At 64.4% G+C, this 16,566-nt stretch carries 13 protein-coding genes and 1 tRNA gene; 7 read left to right on the forward strand and 7 right to left on the reverse strand.

Annotation, left to right across the window (positions count from 1 at the left end):
• Positions 1-19 precede the first annotated feature (19 nt).
• Positions 20-1,720, reverse strand: a complete 1,701-nt coding sequence (locus C7R54_RS24460) for an aspartate:alanine exchanger family transporter (protein ID WP_129153329.1) — start codon at positions 1,718-1,720, stop codon at positions 20-22.
• A gap of 75 nt (positions 1,721-1,795) precedes the next feature.
• Positions 1,796-4,552, reverse strand: coding sequence for an aminotransferase class I/II-fold pyridoxal phosphate-dependent enzyme (locus tag C7R54_RS24465; RefSeq protein WP_129153330.1), 2,757 nt, complete (start codon positions 4,550-4,552; stop codon positions 1,796-1,798).
• Between the two features lie 261 nt (positions 4,553-4,813).
• Here C7R54_RS24465 and C7R54_RS24470 point away from each other — a divergent pair, with 261 nt between their 5' ends.
• The 5 genes from C7R54_RS24470 (at position 4,814) to C7R54_RS24490 (ending at position 10,524) form a co-directional block, all read left to right on the forward strand.
• A complete protein-coding gene (locus C7R54_RS24470; RefSeq protein WP_129153331.1) occupies positions 4,814-5,374 on the forward strand; it encodes a lipid-binding SYLF domain-containing protein in 561 nt (186 codons plus the stop codon).
• Positions 5,375-5,445: 71 nt separating this feature from the next.
• Positions 5,446-6,267 (forward strand): polyphosphate kinase 2, encoded by an 822-nt coding sequence (gene ppk2, locus C7R54_RS24475; RefSeq protein WP_129153678.1) that lies wholly within the window; start codon positions 5,446-5,448, stop codon positions 6,265-6,267.
• A gap of 25 nt (positions 6,268-6,292) precedes the next feature.
• A complete protein-coding gene (locus tag C7R54_RS24480; RefSeq protein ID WP_129153332.1) occupies positions 6,293-8,023 on the forward strand; it encodes a SulP family inorganic anion transporter in 1,731 nt (576 codons plus the stop codon).
• On the forward strand, positions 8,004-9,536 hold the full coding sequence (locus C7R54_RS24485) for a DUF3300 domain-containing protein (protein ID WP_240039695.1): 1,533 nt from the start codon (positions 8,004-8,006) through the stop codon (positions 9,534-9,536). The genes C7R54_RS24480 and C7R54_RS24485 overlap by 20 nt, the downstream gene beginning before the upstream one ends.
• A 10-nt stretch (positions 9,537-9,546) precedes the next feature.
• Complete coding sequence (locus tag C7R54_RS24490) at positions 9,547-10,524, forward strand: DUF2950 domain-containing protein (RefSeq protein ID WP_240039696.1); 978 nt, start codon at positions 9,547-9,549, stop codon at positions 10,522-10,524.
• A 112-nt stretch (positions 10,525-10,636) separates the two neighbouring features.
• On the opposite strand, the gene C7R54_RS24495 is transcribed toward C7R54_RS24490, so the two are convergent.
• Positions 10,637-11,017: a tautomerase family protein gene (locus C7R54_RS24495; RefSeq protein WP_129153333.1), complete on the reverse strand. Its 381-nt coding sequence runs from the start codon at positions 11,015-11,017 to the stop codon at positions 10,637-10,639.
• A gap of 120 nt (positions 11,018-11,137) precedes the next feature.
• Between C7R54_RS24495 and C7R54_RS24500 the strand changes: the two genes are divergently transcribed.
• Positions 11,138-11,995: a LysR substrate-binding domain-containing protein gene (locus C7R54_RS24500; protein ID WP_129153334.1), complete on the forward strand. Its 858-nt coding sequence runs from the start codon at positions 11,138-11,140 to the stop codon at positions 11,993-11,995.
• A gap of 139 nt (positions 11,996-12,134) precedes the next feature.
• Here the strand turns inward: C7R54_RS24500 and C7R54_RS24505 are convergent.
• Positions 12,135-12,225: transfer RNA gene (locus C7R54_RS24505), tRNA-Ser, on the reverse strand.
• A 238-nt stretch (positions 12,226-12,463) separates the two neighbouring features.
• Between C7R54_RS24505 and C7R54_RS24510 the strand changes: the two genes are divergently transcribed.
• Positions 12,464-12,877, forward strand: coding sequence for a carboxymuconolactone decarboxylase family protein (locus tag C7R54_RS24510; protein ID WP_129153335.1), 414 nt, complete (start codon positions 12,464-12,466; stop codon positions 12,875-12,877).
• 109 nt (positions 12,878-12,986) lie between these two features.
• Here the strand turns inward: C7R54_RS24510 and C7R54_RS24515 are convergent, their stop codons facing one another.
• The 3 genes from C7R54_RS24515 to C7R54_RS24525 are packed head-to-tail and all read right to left on the reverse strand — an operon-like array spanning position 12,987 to position 16,549.
• A complete protein-coding gene (locus C7R54_RS24515) occupies positions 12,987-14,750 on the reverse strand; it encodes a M14 family metallopeptidase (RefSeq protein WP_129153336.1) in 1,764 nt (587 codons plus the stop codon).
• 2 nt (positions 14,751-14,752) lie between these two features.
• Complete coding sequence (locus C7R54_RS24520) at positions 14,753-15,619, reverse strand: ABC transporter permease (protein WP_129153337.1); 867 nt, start codon at positions 15,617-15,619, stop codon at positions 14,753-14,755.
• 6 nt (positions 15,620-15,625) lie between these two features.
• Positions 15,626-16,549 carry an ABC transporter permease gene (locus C7R54_RS24525; protein ID WP_129153338.1) on the reverse strand — a complete coding sequence of 308 codons (924 nt, stop codon included), beginning with the start codon at positions 16,547-16,549 and terminating at the stop codon, positions 15,626-15,628.
• Positions 16,550-16,566: the final 17 nt, after the last annotated feature.

The following is a 16,566-nucleotide window of genomic DNA, read 5'->3' on the forward strand; positions in this document are numbered from 1 at the left end:
CCTCCCCGCGGCCAGGAGCCTAGTGCGCCAACAGCATCGCGAAATAGCCGAAGATGGTGAGCAGTACGCCCGACACCGCATAAGCGACCGGAAAACCCATCCATGGCACTGAACTATCTATCTCCTTCGCCGCTTCCCGGCAAGGACCGGAGTGGCTGCGGGCGCCCGCCGTGACGCCCATCAATACGGCCGGGTTGGTTTTCAATACGTGGTATCCGATAGCCCAGACGATGAAGGGCGGGATCGTGCAGGCAACGAAGCCTACCAGGAAGATTTTCAATGCGATCGCGCCTGTCAGCTGCTCCAGCAGGCTGGCGCCCGCATTCAGGCCCACGATGGCGACGAACACCACCAGGCCAAGGTCTTCAAGGATGTTGCGCGCGGCGTTCGGGGTGCTGCCGAAAAATCGCAAGCGCGACGATATGGACGCGACGATGATGCCCGAGACGAGCAAGCCGCCCGCATTGCCGAGGCCGACCCTGCTGCCGAACGCAGGGAAGTCGATCTTGCCGATCAGAAAACCCAGGATCATGCCAGCCGATAGCGTCAGCAGATCCGTCGCCGTACTCGGCCTCGCGATCATCCCGAAGATCTCGCCTGCCCGCTGCACCGCGGGTTTGAGGCCGGTAATGAACAGGACGTCGCGCTTCTTCAGCGTCGTTTCCAGGCCTATGGGTATCGGCACCCCCGAACGCTCGATCTTGGTCAGCTGCACCTGTCCCGCAATGTCGGAATCGCGGAAGGACTTCAACGGGTGGTCGATGACCTCCTTGGACGTCACCAGGATCTCCGCCTGGTCCAACGGCACGTTCAATGCCTTGGGATCGGCGACTTCCGGCCCCAGCAATCCCATCTTGTCGGTGAGCGATTCCAGCCGCCCTCCCAAGGCAATGACATCGCCTTGTCGCAGGACCAGGTCCGGCTCACAGCCCAACGATTCCTCCTCCCTCCGCACATTGATCACGCGGTACTCGGGGTTCGCATCGCGGAACTGCCGGATGCTCATGCCAGCCACTGCCGGGTTCTCCAATCGGTATGCACGCAGGCCGCCGCCGCGATAGCCGGACAGGCCCGCGTCGTCGACATTGCGCACGCCCACCTCTTCCTCGTATTTTTTCGCCGCGGCGCGCGCATTCACGCCCCACCAGCGCGGCAGGTACTTGACGATGAGGATGATGCCGACCGTTCCCCAGATATATGTAATCCCGTAGGAGAGTGCGATCATCCCGGTCGCCGCCTCTCGCGTCATCCCCGCGGGCAGCGCGACCACGCCGTCCGTGATGGCCTGCTCGGCCGATCCAATCGCCGCCGACATGGTCTGGCTGCCGGCCAGGATGCCGCCGGCCGTGCCCACCGGCAGGTCCGCCCATATGACGCCGAGCACGACAAGCACCAGGCCGAGCACCGGCGCGAGGATGGCCAGGAAGGTGAAGCCCACGCTGTCGCGGCCAAGGCTGTTCACGAACGAGGGGCCGACGCGCAGCCCTACGCCATACATGAACAGGTAATAGAAGAGCAGCCGCACGAAGTTGTCCAGCTGCAGCTTGATACCGTAGGTGGACGCCCAGATGGACAAGGCCGCGCCGACTATCACCGCACCGGCCACCATGCCCAGGCCATACCCCTTGATGGTCAGGCGCCCCAGCCATACCGAAAGCCCGACCGTGAAGAACAAGAGAATGTAGGGGTTAGCCTTCATCACGCCGAAAAACCATTCCATGACCCTTCTCCTTGATGATTGGACAGGCAGGAAGACACGTGGCCGCGCGTTGGCCAGCCACGTGCGTCGGATGGTCTACATCGCCAGGCCACCTTCCTCGATGGCATCCGGCTTGATCAGCTTCAGCCCGCGCGCCGCGTTGTAGCCATGGATTTCCTTCACATCGAGCTTGCGCATGAATTCGATGGTGTCCGCGTCGATGATCTGCCCCGGCACCATGATCGGAAACCCCGGCGGGTACGGGATGACGAAGTTGGCCGAAACCAGCGCCGGGCCGTTGGCCAGCCTCTCGTCCATGGACGGACTCCGGAGCGGCAGGTATTCGCACTCGGCCTCGTCATAGGCAGCGAAGAAGGCCGCTCGCATATTCCCCTCCAGGGTGACGCTGCCAGGATCTTCCCGATAGCCGTCATGGAAGCGGCTGAAATTCGGCAGGTTGGGCACGTCCTCCATCAGGTTCCTGACCTTGCCGGCGAAGGCCGCCTGGCCGGCTTCGCCCTCCGCCTTGAGCCTCCCGTCGATATCCTCGGCGATCTCCAGCAGAACCTTGATCAGCAACGCGACATCGCTGCGAGTGTTGTTGATATTGCTCTGGAGTAGCACGCTGTTGCGCGAGGTCTTGTTCAACTGGATGTTGTACTTGGATGCCAACAGGTTCTTGAACGCGGTACCGTCGTAGCCCGCCGTTCCGCACACCAGTGTCAGGCGCGTGGGATCCAGGCAGAACTCGTCCTCCAGCAGGGCTCTTGCCGCGGTCATCCAGTTGGCGCCGGGCTCAAGGTAATCGACGAACCCGGATGGACGAAATTCCTCCGGCACCATCTTGTCGGCGCCGAGCACGCTGAAGTATTTCGAGATCAGCGGATGCCTGGCGATTTCCCGCCGGATCGCCAAGGCGACCTCGATCGCCCGCATGACCAGCTCGTAGCCTTCCAATTCCATTTGCCGCCGCGCGATGTCCAGGGACCCGATGATCTGTGCGTTCGGCGACGTCGAGGCGTGGATGAACACTGCTTCACGGAACGCCGACACATGGTGGTCATAGTCCTCGTCGCGCACGGCGACGATGGACCCCTGGCGCAAACTGGACATGGACTTGTGGACGGAATCCGTCTCGTAGACCCGGATCCGCATGGCGCGGGGATCGGGCACCAGGCGCCGATCGAGCAGTCGGTCGTCGTCCGGCCGCAGGTCCTCGCCGAATTCCTGGGCCTGTGCTTCCCACGCCTGCAGCGCGGCGGGGTCATCGCGCCAACGCTGCAAGGCCTGTGCGGCGCCCATCGCCGTACGCGGACGCAGGAAGGGGGACCACCGCGCAAAGCCGAACCATGCTTCGTCCCAGAGGAAGATGAGATCCGGCTTGATGGCCAGGCATTCTTCCATCACCCGGCGCGTATTGTAGATGTGGCCGTCGAAGGTACAGTTGGTGAGGGTGATCATCGCCACCCGATCCAGGCGTCCTTCGGCCTTCAGGTCCAGCAGCGCCTTCTTGATTGTGCGTAGCGGCACCGCGCCGTACATGGAGTATTCGGTCATCGGGAAGGCTTCCACGTACAGCGGCTGGGCGCCCGACAGCACCATGCCGTAGTGGTGCGACTTGTGGCAGTTCCGATCGACGATGACGATGTCGCCGGGCTTGGTCACCGCCTGATAAACCATCTTGTTGGACGTCGAGGTGCCATTGGTAACGAAGAAAACGTGATCCGCCCCCACGGCACGGGCGAACTTCTCCTGGGCGACCTTTATGTTCCCGGTGGGCTCCAGCATGCTGTCCAGCCCGCCGGTCGTCGCCGAGGTTTCCGCGAGAAAGAGGTTCAAGCCATAGAACTCGCCGAAATCCCGGATCCAGTTCGACTTGATGATGGATTTCCCCCGGGCGATGGGCAGCGCGTGGAAGGTACTGATCGGGCGGGTCGCGTAACGCTTCAGGTTGTCGAAATACGGCGTCGCATACCGGTCCGCCACGCCCTCCAGGACATTGAGGTGGACTTCCATGGGCTCTTCCACCTCGTAGAACACGCGGCGTACCATCGCGGCGTCCGGGTTGCCCGCCAGCTCCTCCACCCGCCTGTCGGTCAGCAAGTAGATGTCCAGCTCGGGACGGATACCCTTGATCACCTGGGCCAGCTTGAGGCCCACGTCGCGCGGTGCGGTATTGCGGGTGTCCAGGTCCTGGTAGACATTCAGGAACTCCCGCAGTAGCGGAACATCCTGGTCGGAAGGGACCGGGATGCCGTCATAGATCACGACGGCTTCGAGCTTGCCGTTGAGCACGGCGGCCAGCAGGGCGTCCTCGAAGTTGCCCACCATGACGGGTTCGTAGATCATGTTGTCGTCCCGCCGTCGCAATTCGCGGATTTCGCCCGCCATCGCGGCGGTGCGGGCGGCCGGCGCCGGAGTGACGAACAAGGTCTCGAAATACGGCCGTCGCGCGGCCTCGGCCCGCAATCCCGGGGGAATGCGATCGGGGACGTCCGCGGCATCGTCCTCGCCATCCTCCCAGGCCCCCTCCTCATACCGGTAGCTGCCGGACAACAAGGCGTTGCTGATGCGCAGGATCAGGCGCCCCGCGCCTCGGGCGTCGTCATCCGCGATCCGCTCGTCCAGCAGCCGCAGCAACCGGCCCCCCGGATACGCAAAATAGCTTTCCATGGGCCGTACGATGGCCAGGGCCTCGCGCACCGGCGCCCCGCTGCCCCGGCTATCGCCGCCTCGGCCTCCCGCCGCCCACGCCTGCGCCGCCGCGTTCAGGTCGCGCCAGCGGTCCATGCGGGCCGCGGAACTCGAAAAAAGGTGATCCAGATGCTGATCGCCGGCTGATTCGGTCTTCATGGCATACCCCCTCGATATCGGAGAAGCCGGGAGCGGCGTGGCACTGCTCCCCGCTGGAGATACGCATCCGCCCGCTGCCGCTTGGACCAATGCGCTCGGATCGCCATGAACGCGCGATTCGGGCGCGGTCGCAATTGGACCAAGGTCCAATTGCGATGCCGCGGCCCGGTGTTTCACTATGCAGCCAAGCTAGGAGACATCCCAGCCGGAATCGCTGCCTGTCGCTCCGGGCTGACCCATTTTCTGGAAAGGGTGTAAATCATGAACAAGTTCCTCAAGCTGGTCCTCGCGATCCCCGTGCTTCTGGCCATCGCGGCATGTTCGAGCAACCCGTCCACCCGCAATGGCGGCGATCCGGAGCTGGATGCCAAGGCCAGGGCGGCCCTGCAGCAACTGTTTCAAGAGGAGCCGAAAGCCAGGGATGTCATCCGGCCGATGGCAAAGGCAGTGGTGGTATTCCCCAGCGTGTTCAAGGCTGGCCTCATTGCCGGCGGCCAGCGCGGAGACGGCGTGATGTTCGACAGCGAGGGCAAGGTCCTCGGCTACTACCGGACAGGCGCGCTTTCCTTCGGCATGCAAGCCGGCGCCCAGGCCTATTCGGAAGCCATCTTCCTGATGACCGATACGGCGATCCAGGAGTTGACCAGCGGGGCCGGTCTGTCCCTTGGTGTAGGCCCGAGCTTCGTACTGGTCGATTCCGGCGTCGCCAAATCGCTGACCACGACCACATTGAAGGCGGACGTCTACGCGTTCATCTTCAGCCAGGAGGGACTGATGGCCGGTGTGGGCGTGCAAGGACAGCGCATCGTCAAGTATGACTGACTGCAGGCACCGTCCCTTGGCACGCTGCGCAGCGGCAGGCGTCCATACCTTGTAAATCGAAAGGAGCCATGATGGCCCATCACAAGGAGAAAGACGGCGAGCAGGAGACCTCTGGCGCGCACCGCATGTCGCAGCAGCAATACGAGGAAGAACTGATTCGCCTGCACGTCGAACTGGTCAGGCTGCAGGAGTGGGTCGTCCACACGGGCGCCAAGGTGTGCGTGGTATTCGAAGGCCGCGATGGCGCGGGCAAGGGCGGCACCATCAAGGCGCTTACGGAACGCGTGAATCCGCGGGTATTCCGGGTCATCGCGCTGCCCGCGCCGACCGAGCGGGAAAAGACGCAGATGTTCGCGCAACGCTACCTGCCGCTGCTTCCGGCGGCGGGGGAAATCGTGATCTTCGACCGCAGCTGGTACAACCGCGCCGGCGTGGAACGCGTGATGGGCTTCTGCACGGAAACCCAGGCGCAGGCGTTCCTGAAGATGGTACCGCTTATCGAGCGCGCCATCGTCGACTCCGGCGTCACCCTGCTCAAATACTGGCTCGAAGTGAGCCAGGAAGAACAGACGCGCCGGCTGGAAGCGCGCATCAATGACGAGCGCAAGATCTGGAAACTCTCCAAGATGGATCTCGATTCATACAGCCGTTGGTACGACTATTCGCGCGCGCGGGACGAAATGCTGCGTGCGACCGACACCGCCTTTGCGCCATGGTTCATCGCGCCGTCGAACAGCAAGCGGCGGACGCGGCTGAACATCATCAGTCATTTCCTGGGCTGCATACCCTACGAGGCCCTGCCGCGGGCCAGGATAAAACTGCCCAAGAGGCAGGCTGCCGGCGACTATAGCGAGCCCGACCATCCGCTCAGGCTCATTCCCGAAAAATATTAGAAACGCCGGACTCGAGGCGCTCGCCATGGTCCACGACACATCCACCCGCCGGGTCAAGCTATCGCACCATGCCTTGCCGGCCTGGTTGCGCAGCTATGACAAGGCGTGGGCCAGGCAGGACATCATGGCGGGATTGACCACATCGACGGTCGTCATTCCCAAGGCACTGGCCTACGCTACCGTAGCGGGCCTGCCTGTGCAGGTCGGTCTCTATACGGCGTTCCTGCCGGCGATCCTCTACGCGCTGATGGGCGCCTCGAAGACGCTCAGCGTGAGCACGACCACGACGCTCGCCATCCTGAGCAGCGCGGCGCTCGCCAGCGCCGTACCCAACGAAGATCCCGCCGCACTCGTGGCCGCCACCGCGACCCTGGCACTCCTGGTCGGCCTCTTCCTGCTGATCGCATCGGTCCTGCGATTGGGCTTTCTCGCCAACTTCATTTCGGAGCCCGTGCTAACCGGCTTCAAGGCGGGCATCGCCGTGGTGATCGTGATCGACCAGCTTCCCAAGCTGCTTGGCATCCACTTTCCCAAGGGGCCGTTTTTCTCCAATGTGCGCGAGATCATCCGTGGCATCCCGGACACCTCCCTTCCCACCCTGGCGGTAGGCATGGCTACCGCCGGCGTGCTGGTCCTGCTGGCGCGGGCGTTGCCCCGATGGCCCGCGCCACTGCTGGTCGTGGCCGGTGCGATCGCGCTCTCCGGCTTGTTGGGCCTGTCCAGCCACGGGGTCGAACCCATCGGCCACGTTCCGACCGGGCTGCCGTCGTTGACGATGCCCGATCTTGCGCTGGCAGGGCAACTCTGGCCCAGCGCCCTGGGGATGGCATTGATGAGCTTCACCGAGACGGTCGCCTCTGGCCGGGCTTTTCTCAAGGAGAGGGAACCGTCGCCGGGCGCCAACAGGGAGCTGTTCGCGACGGGCATCGCGAACGTGGGAGGCGCGCTGTTCGGCGCCATGCCCGCGGGCGGCGGTGCCAGCCAGACTGCCGTCAACTTCCAGGCGGGGGCATGCACCCAAGTGGCGGGATTGGTGACCGCCGTCGTGTCGCTGGCCGTGATGATGCTGTTGGCGCCCTTCCTTGCGCTGATGCCGAAATCCACGCTGGCGGCGGTGGTCATCGTGTTTTCGGTCGGGCTGTTCTCGCCGGCCGAATTCCGCGCGATCGCCCGTATACGGCGTACGGAGCTGGCCTGGACGCTCGTGGCGGTCTGCGGCGTCGTACTGCTGGGAACGCTGCAAGGAATATTCGTCGCCATCGTTGTCTCGCTGGTGGCGCTCGCCTACCAGGTTTCCAATCCCCCGGTGCATGTCCTGCGGCGTAAACCCGGTACCAATGTCTTCCGCCCCGTGTCGGCAAACAAGCCCGGCGACGTTTCCTTTCCCGGCCTGCTGATCCTGCGTCCGGAAGGCCGCATTTTTTTCCTGAACGCGGACAACCTCGGCCTGAAGATGCGGCGGCTGATCGCCGAAGCGAAGCCTAGGGTCGTGGTGCTGGATCTCTCCGCGGTATTCGACATCGAATACACGGCACTGCGGATGCTGAACGACGCCGACCGCCGCTTGCGGCGGGACGGCATATCGCTATGGATGACCGGCCTCAATCCGACCGTGCTCGATATGGTGCGGAGATCGCCGCTTGGCGCATCCCTGGGAGACACGCGGCTGCATCACAACCTGGATGCGGCGGTTTCCCGATACCTAGCCGCAACCTCGGTGGAAGGGGAGACGTATCATGAAGCGGATACGCGCTAGCGCCCTTGCCATGGCCCTGGCCGCCATGGCGCAATCATCTCCCCTTTTTTTCCTGGGGACCGCCACGGCGGCCGCCGCAGCGGAAACGGATCCGGCCGGGTCATCGACCGTGGCCGCACCGTCGGGGCCGGTAACGGCGCAAGGGGCGGCGCCAGGACCGGCCCAGGCCCAGACGCAGACCCAGGCTCGGGAACCGACCCAGGCGCCCGCCCAGCAAGAACCGCCGCCATTCAAACCGGAAGAGATCGAGGCCTTGGTCGCGCCGATCGCGCTCTATCCGGACGCCCTTCTATCCCAGGTGCTGATGGCGTCGACTTACCCACTGGAAATCGTGCATGCGGCGCGCTGGGCCAAGGCGAACCCGAAGCTCAAAGGCGACGCGGCGGTAAAGGCCGTGGAGAAAGAGCCGTGGGATATCAGCGTGAAGTCGCTGGTCGCATTCCCGCAGATCCTGGAGCCGATGAACGACAAGCTCGATTGGACCCAGAAGCTGGGCGACGCGGTTCTTGCGCAGCGGCAGGACGTCTTCGCGGCGATCCAGCGGCTACGCAAGCGCGCGCAGGAAGCGGGCAACCTGTCGTCGAACAAACAGCAGAACGTGATCGTGGAGCCCGCGGCGAAAGATAACACGACGGTCGTGCGCATCGTTTCCCCCGATCCTGAAGTGGTCTATGTCCCGTCCTACAACCCGACAGTGGTGTATGGCGCCTGGGGGGCGCCAGCCTACCCACCGACCTATTGGCCGCCCTCGCCGGCCTACTACCCTGGAACCGCGCTCATGTCCGGGCTGGCCTGGGGTGCGGGCCTGGCCGCGGCCGGCGCCCTCTTCAGCGACTGTGACTGGGATGACGACGACATCGACATCGACTACAACAAGGTCAACAACATCGACCGCAATGTCGACCGCGGCAAGATCCAGGCACAAAACGGACGCTGGCAGCACGACCCCGGCCATCGCCAGGGGGTGGCGTATCGCGACAACACCACCAGGCAGAAAATGGCCGGCCAGGTTCCCGGCGCGGACAAACGGGACGCCTACCGCGGCCGCGGCGCCGATGCGAATGCCGCGCAGGCCCGCGCAGCCGCCGGCTCGGAGGGCATCGGCCGCGACAGCGCGGCCAACCGCGCGGCGGCGGATCGCGGCAACGCCAACAAGCCGCCGTCGACCACGGCGCGTAACGATACCAACAACCGCCCTGGGGCGGCGGGCGCCAACGCAAGCACCCGGCCATCCGGGACGGCCAGGCCCGATCCCAACAACCGCGCAACGGCCGGCGCGCGCGGACACGCGCAGGGTCCAGGCAATGCCCAGAGCCGCAGCGCCCATCCCGGCCCCCACCCCAGCCCCAGGGCCGGCGGCGGACGCGATAGTGCATTTACCGGTGTATCGGCGGGCGGCGCCGCGGCCCAACGCAGCTACGATCGAGGCAGGGCGAGTTCGCAGGGATCCAGCTTGAACCGGCCATCCGCCGGTGGCGGCGCGCGCGCGGGCGGGGCCGGCGGCAGGCGTTGAGGAGAGCGTCATGAACATTCCATCACCGGCTCGCGACCGGCACCCCACCGTCGTAGCCATGTTCGCGGCGACCATCGCCCTCGCCTTTGCGTTGACCGCCGGGGCGCAGGACCAAACACTGGCGCAGCAGACGCAGGCGCAAAGCCCAGGCCCTGGTCGCGCCCAGCTGAATTTCAAGTCCGCGGCGGCGGCAATGGACGCCTTTGGCGCAGCGATCCGGGAAAACAGCGAAGACGCATTGCGGACGCTGTTCGGCCAGGACTTTCGCGATTTGATCCCTCCGGCCGGCGGGGAGACCAGGGACACGTTCATCGCCGCCTGGAATCAGTCGCACGCCATCGTATCCAGCGGCGACGGACGTGCGCGCATCGCGGTCGGAAACGCGGGCTGGACCTTTCCCGTCCCGCTGGTCGAAACGCCGCGGGGATGGCGCTTCGACACACACGCCGGCACCGAGGAAATGCGGCTGCGCCGTATAGGCCGTAACGAACTGGCCGTCATACAGACGATGCTCGCCATCTACGACGCGCAGCGCGAGTATGCCCAGACCAGTCACGACGGCAGCAACCTGCTGGTATATGCCTCGAAGCTGGTGAGCACGCCCGGCAAACATGACGGTTTGTACTGGCCGGACCAAGCGGGCGGCGCCCCAAGTCCGCTTGGTCCGGCGTTTCTGGACGCGGCATCCAGAGCCTCCGGAGACGCGGGCTTGCACGGGTACCGCTTCAAGCTGCTTACCTCCCAGGGCAAGGACGCACCGGGTGGCGCTTACGACTATGCCGTCGATGGCCTGCTGTTCGGAGGATTCGCGGTGCTTGCATGGCCGGTCAAGTATGGCGACACGGGCATCGAGAGCTTTATGGTGAGCCATGCCGGAGCGCTTTACCAACGCGACCTGGGGGCCGATACGGCGCGCAGGGCCGAGGCGATAAAGCAATTCGATCCGGGCGCCGGATGGCGCAAAGTGCCTGCGCAGGATATCGAGTGACGCGCAGGCCTGGGGCGGCAGTGCGCGCCAGGCCAGAGTGCAGCCAGGAATACAAGCATGCCCCCCGCTCGTTGGCCACGCTCGTTGGCCCTGCTAGTCGGTAACGGCAGCTTCACGCATACTGGGCCAATCCATGGCCTAGCGACCAGTTTTCCCGCGCGACTTCAACAATGTTGATGAACACATCTTCGGCGCGTATACCGGGACTGTCGCCGAGGCGCCGCACGATGGATTGGTACAGCGCCTTTTTCTGCTCGACACTGCGGGTGGCGTTGGCGGTGATCTGGATGAACACCAGATCGTCGCTGCGGGCCACATTCAAGTAGGACGCGCCGTAGCGAAAGTCGGCGCTTTCATGCCCGGTCACGACCATGAACTGGTCGTCTTCGGGCACGTCGAACGTTTCTCGCATCGCGTGGTAGATGCCATCGCAGATTGCTTGCCGATAGGCGGGCGGCTTTCCGTTACGCAGGGAAATGTGGACGAGGGGCATGACGCTTCCTTTGATATGAGTCTCAACGACGAATACTCGCTACGAGTGCCAAGGGAAGCTTATGGACTATCATCTATTTTAGAAAGACATAGACAGATATATCAAAGATAACCATCTGAAATGATAGATCCCTCCTTGGACATCGATGCCGTTCGCGCATTCGTGCGTATCGCAGAATTTGGCAGCTTCACGCTTGCGGCCGATAGCGTGCATACGACGCAGTCCGCCGTCAGCCTGAAACTCAAGCGTTTGGAAAAGCGGCTGGGCGTGCGGCTGGTTGAGCGCACGCCCCGGCACGTCCAGCTTTCCGCGCATGGCGTCGCTTTCCTGGAGCATGCGCGCGGCTTGTTGGAAGCGCACGATCGCGCGCTGACCGTGTGCGGCAACGCGAGGCAGCGTTTGGCTTTAGGTATCAGCGATCACGTGGCGGGGCCGGAGCTGCCGGCCTTGATTGCCCGCATGAACGCACAGGACGCTCAACTCCTCATCGACATTCGCATCGCCACGTCGGGGGATTTGCTGCAACGCTTCGATCGGCGCGAGCTGGATGCGGCCATCGTGCGCCTGGACACGGGGCGCGACGATGGGGAGTTGGTGACGGAAGAACCCTTAGCCTGGTTCGCCGCGTCGGGCTGGCAGCACCGCGCGGGCGAGCCGCTACCCTTGGCCACGATGGCCGAGCCTTGCGGTGTGCGCGCGCTGGCCGAGCAGACGCTGGATGCGGCAGGCGTACCATGGAAGGAGGTATTTGTCGGCGGCGGCGTTGCCGCCGTTGCCGCCGCGGTCATGGCAGGCCTGGGCGTGGCCGCGCTGGCGCCCCGCATGCTGCCGTTCGGCGCCGAGAACGTCGGCCGCAGGCTTGGACTTCCTGAACTGCCACGTTTGCCGGTGCTATTGCACACCCGAATCCGCGCCGGCCGACCGCGTAACGCCCTGGATGCCCTGGCAGCGGCATTCAGGAGCGTCGTGCGCGGGTAGTGAGGAAAACGTGGTGGTGCCAGCGATCAGCCCGGAGGTCCAGATGCAAAAAAACCCGCAAAAACAGTGTTCCGGATAATTCCGTTGTCTGTGCGGGCTTGGCTTGCTCGATGTCCATAGCTTTCTATGGAATAAATCTTGGCGGACAGAGGGGGATTCGAACCCCCGATACGCTTTTGACGTATACACGCTTTCCAGGCGTGCGCCTTCAACCGCTCGGCCACCTGTCCTGATCTGGGTCACGTTTACGCAGGGGATAGCCACTGCGAAAAATGCGAATCCGCAATTCTAGCAGAAATGTGCCAGCTTGGGCGTGGCGGCGGCATGACCGGTCATGGATGGCCCGGAATGGGCGCCCGGGCGGGCCAGGCTTGCGGCTGTCCGCTTGAAGGCGGACGGGGTTTCCGGTCCAATGATCCAGGCCCGTGCCGCCACTCCTCGCGGGCCAGTCACACAGGGAGCGCCAGCATGGCCACGCAACGACTGCTTTCCGATGAAGAGGTGCGCAAGAACCCCCAGGCCTGGGCGGTCTTCGAAGATATCCGCGCCACGCGCAAGTCAGACTTCGTCAACAACTTCTGGCGCGCGCTGGCCAACGACCCGCCGCAGTTGCAGCGCGTCTGGGATCAGCTAAAAAGCGTCATGATGGCCGAAGGCGAACTCTCGCCGCTGATGCGGGAACTGATCTATATCGCCGTGTCCACGGCCAATGGCTGCACCTACTGCATCCACTCCCACACGGCCGCCGCCCGGGCCAAGGGTATGACCGACGGGCAGCACGCCGAGCTTCTGGCAGTAATCGGCATGGCGGCGCAGACCAATGCGCTGGTGACAGCCATGCAAGTGCCCGTGGACGAGGCCTTCCAGGTAGGGCCGGGGTAAGCACACAAGGGCGGGACATAAGGGAGGGACATAAGGGCGGCGCGCAACGACAGCACGCAATGGCCGCACGCAGGGCAGCACCAAGGGCGCGCACAGGCGTTCGTTGGCCCTACTTCCCCGCCCCACCCCGCGTCACGCAGTTCAAATACCCATCCACCGCCGCCAACGCCGTCGCCGTCTGCACTTCCTGCGCAAAGCGGAAGCGGTCGCCGTAGACCGTCTCGTCGGGAAACTCGCTGATCAGCATCAAGGGCACCCGCTCCCCCGGCGACTCGGTGAACTGAACGGGAATCCCGTTCACGGTGTCGAAGCCCTGCTCCTGCGCATGCGCCCGGAACAAGGCTACCTGTCGGCGGTTGAAACGGATCAACTCGGGCTGCTCGCGTGCCAGGCGGGCGGTGATGTTTTCGATCAGCGCGCGCGCCTTGCCCGCCCAGCCGGGATGGTGCCGCATGACCAGGAAAAAGCCCTTGGGAACGGTCCACAACTCAAAGTTGCGCGGCAGGTACCCTGACAAGGGCCGAGTCCACTCATGGGACGGATAGCCGTGCAGGCTGATGTGCAACTGCGCGCCGCTCATCTCGTAGGCCTTGAACCGCGCATCCAGTTCGTAATACGGCGCCTTCTCGCGATAAGCGAGATCATCCCCCAACGCGGTATAGCGAGCGGCATGATGCATGTGGCGCGGATTGGTCTGGCACAGGCGCCCGAACAGCGCATAGCCATCCGGATTCTCCAGGCCGATCAGGACGAAATGGGCATCGAGCCGCGCCTTCAACACATGCGCGGCGGCCAATGCGCCCACCACGCCGGAAGCTTCGTTGGCATGCTGCCCGCCCGAAATCACCACGGCAGGCTCGGCGCCGCGCACATAGCTACCCCACACCTGACGCCCCTGGCGCGAACGCACGACAAAGGGTTCGCCGCCCACAGCCTTCATCTCATGGGCGATGCGCTCCAGCGACAAGGGTCCGTTGACACCCGACAAGGGCGTGCCAAGCGACCGGCTCACCACGTCCCGAACCGGCTCGTAAGCCTCGGTGGCGATGCGCAGCTTCACCTCGCGTTCGCTGTGGCGCACATCCGGCACGATCTGCCCCGGCTGCAAGCCACGGTTGCCCAAAGGCCGCCCCGAATGGCGCTGGAAGATCTCCAGCAAGCCGAAGTAGATTTCCTCGTGCATGGCTTCGAAGGTGCTGATGACCTCGTCGTCGTAGCCGGTATCGCGCTCGATGCCCGGCAGGTCCACGCTTACCTCCAGCCGCTCGAAATACGGCTCGACCTCGCCCCAGGGTTGGCTACCCACTACCCGCAGGATGGTGTCATATATTCGCGAATACTCGGTCGGCCGCGCCTCGTCCAGCAGCAGCTTGCCGTCCGCGCTTTCCACGCGTACCCAGCCGGTGGGCGTCAGGCTGACCACGCCGGCGTGGTCGGTGACGACATGGTTGGGCGCAAACACCCTTTTCTGCTCGGTGCGGGCCGTGGCGTAGCGCAGCTCCACCGCGTACTCGAGTTCGGGCCCTCCTGGTTCCAGCGACACCTCCATCGTGTCCAGCATGCCGATCAGCGGATATGCCTCCAGGGTGAACCGCCGCCGCGGCGCCGCTTCATGCACCGGATAGCGCACGGTAACGCCGGCCAGGCCGCTGACATCGACTTCGTCCAGGAAGAAATGCACCAAGGGCTTGTAGGCGCTGAAAAACCGCGCATGCACGCCCGCTTGCGACAGCCGCAACTCCGCCGAACGGCGCGCCGCGGCATCCTCGAACAGCCAGGCCTGCACGCGGGCGCCTCGATAGGCGGGATCTGAAAACTCCCGCACCCAGGCATCCAGGGTGCGCTCGAAGGTCTGTTCCAGCAGTATCGCCATGTCTACACCTTGCCGGTAGGATCGAGACGGTCGCGCAGCCAGTCTCCCAGGAGATTCAGGCCCAGCACCGTCAGCATGATGGCCAGCCCCGGAAACACGCTGACCCACCACGCGGTCTGCAAATAGGTCCGGCCATCGGCAAGCATACCGCCCCAACTGGGAACGGTGGGGTCCACCCCTAGTCCCAGAAAGGTCAGGCTGCTTTCCAGCAGGATATTGTTGGCCACGTTCAAGGCCATCAGGATGATCAGGGGGCCCAGCAGATTGGGCACGATATGGTGGCGCAGCATCGCCAGGTCGCGCACGCCGGAAGCGCGCGCCGCCTGCACGAATTCGCGCTCCCGCAAGGCCAGCACCTGGGCGCGCACCAGACGCGCGTACTGCACCCACTGCGAGATCACCATGAAGAAAATCACATTGAACAGGCCGCCGCCCAGGATGGAAATGAACGTGATGGCCACCAGGATGAAGGGCAACGCCAGTTGCACGTCGGCAAAGCGCATCACGATGACGTCCCACACGCCCCGGTAGTAACCGGACACCAGCCCCATGACGGTGCCGAGCAAGGCGCCGAACAGGACCGAGAAAAAACCCGCCGTCAGCGAGATCTGGCCGCCCGCCACCACGCGGGCCAGCACGTCGCGGCCCAGCGGATCGGTGCCGAATACATGGGACCAGGACTGGAAGGGCGGAATCAGGCGCGCCCCCAGGTCCATGGCCTCGCCGCCGTCGGGAAAGAGCCATCCGGAGAACAGCACCGCCAACACCATGACACCGGTCAGCACCACCCCCAGCACGAACTCCAGGGAACGAAAGCGGCGCAGCGCGGCGGCGCGGCGCGTGGCGACATCGGTAAGCGTCGTCTGCATGTGACCTCAGCGTGTACGAATGCGAGGGTCGACGATGCCATAGGCGATGTCGACCAGCAGGTTGACCACGACGATGACCAGGGCCAGCACCGTCACCGTTCCCTGCAGCACGGGATAGTCGCGCGAGGCGATGGCGTCGAAGGCCAGCGTTCCCATGCCGGGCCAGTTGAACACCTTCTCGATCACCACGATGCCGCCGATCAGGCCGCCGAATTGCAGGCCCATGTAGGTGATCAGCGGAATGGCGCAGTTGCGCAGCGCGTGCTTGTAGAGGACCACCCGCTCGCGCAAGCCCTTGCTGCGCGCCACCATGATGTATTGCGCCGACAGCGTTTCCAGCATGGTGGTGCGCACCAGCCGCACGTTGGTCGCGCTGAGGATGATGGCCATGGTCAGCGCGGGCATGACCAGGCTGATGGGCCCCTCCCATCCCGACGGCGGCAGCAGCGGAAAGGTGATGGACAGCAGCAGCACCAGCATCAGCGCCAGCCAGAAGTTCGGAAAGGACAAGCCCACCAGCGACAGGATGCGTATCGCCTGGTCGCTGGCCTTGCCCTTGCGCACCGCCGCGCGAATGCCCAGCGGCACCGAGATCAATATGGATAGCGCCAGCGATACGAAGGCCAGCATCAGCGTCGCCGGCAGCGCGTCGCCGATCAGCCGTCCCACCGACGTTCCGCCGGCGAAGCTGCGGCCGAAATCGCCATGCAGCAAGCCGCCCATATAGGACAGGTACTGCACGGCGAAGGGCCGGTCCAGCCCCAGGCCGGCGCGGATGTTTTGCAGATCCTGCTCGGTAATGCTGCCGGCGCCCTGGCTCAGCATCACGGCCGGGTCGCCGGTCAGGCGCACTGCATAGGAAACAAGCAGCGTCACCGCCAGCACGACGAAAACGGCTTGCAGGACGCGCTTGACGATAAAACCGGTCATGACGGTATTTGCCTGCC

Source organism: Achromobacter aloeverae (assembly GCF_004121055.1).
Taxonomy (GTDB): domain Bacteria; phylum Pseudomonadota; class Gammaproteobacteria; order Burkholderiales; family Burkholderiaceae_B; genus Bordetella_C; species Bordetella_C aloeverae.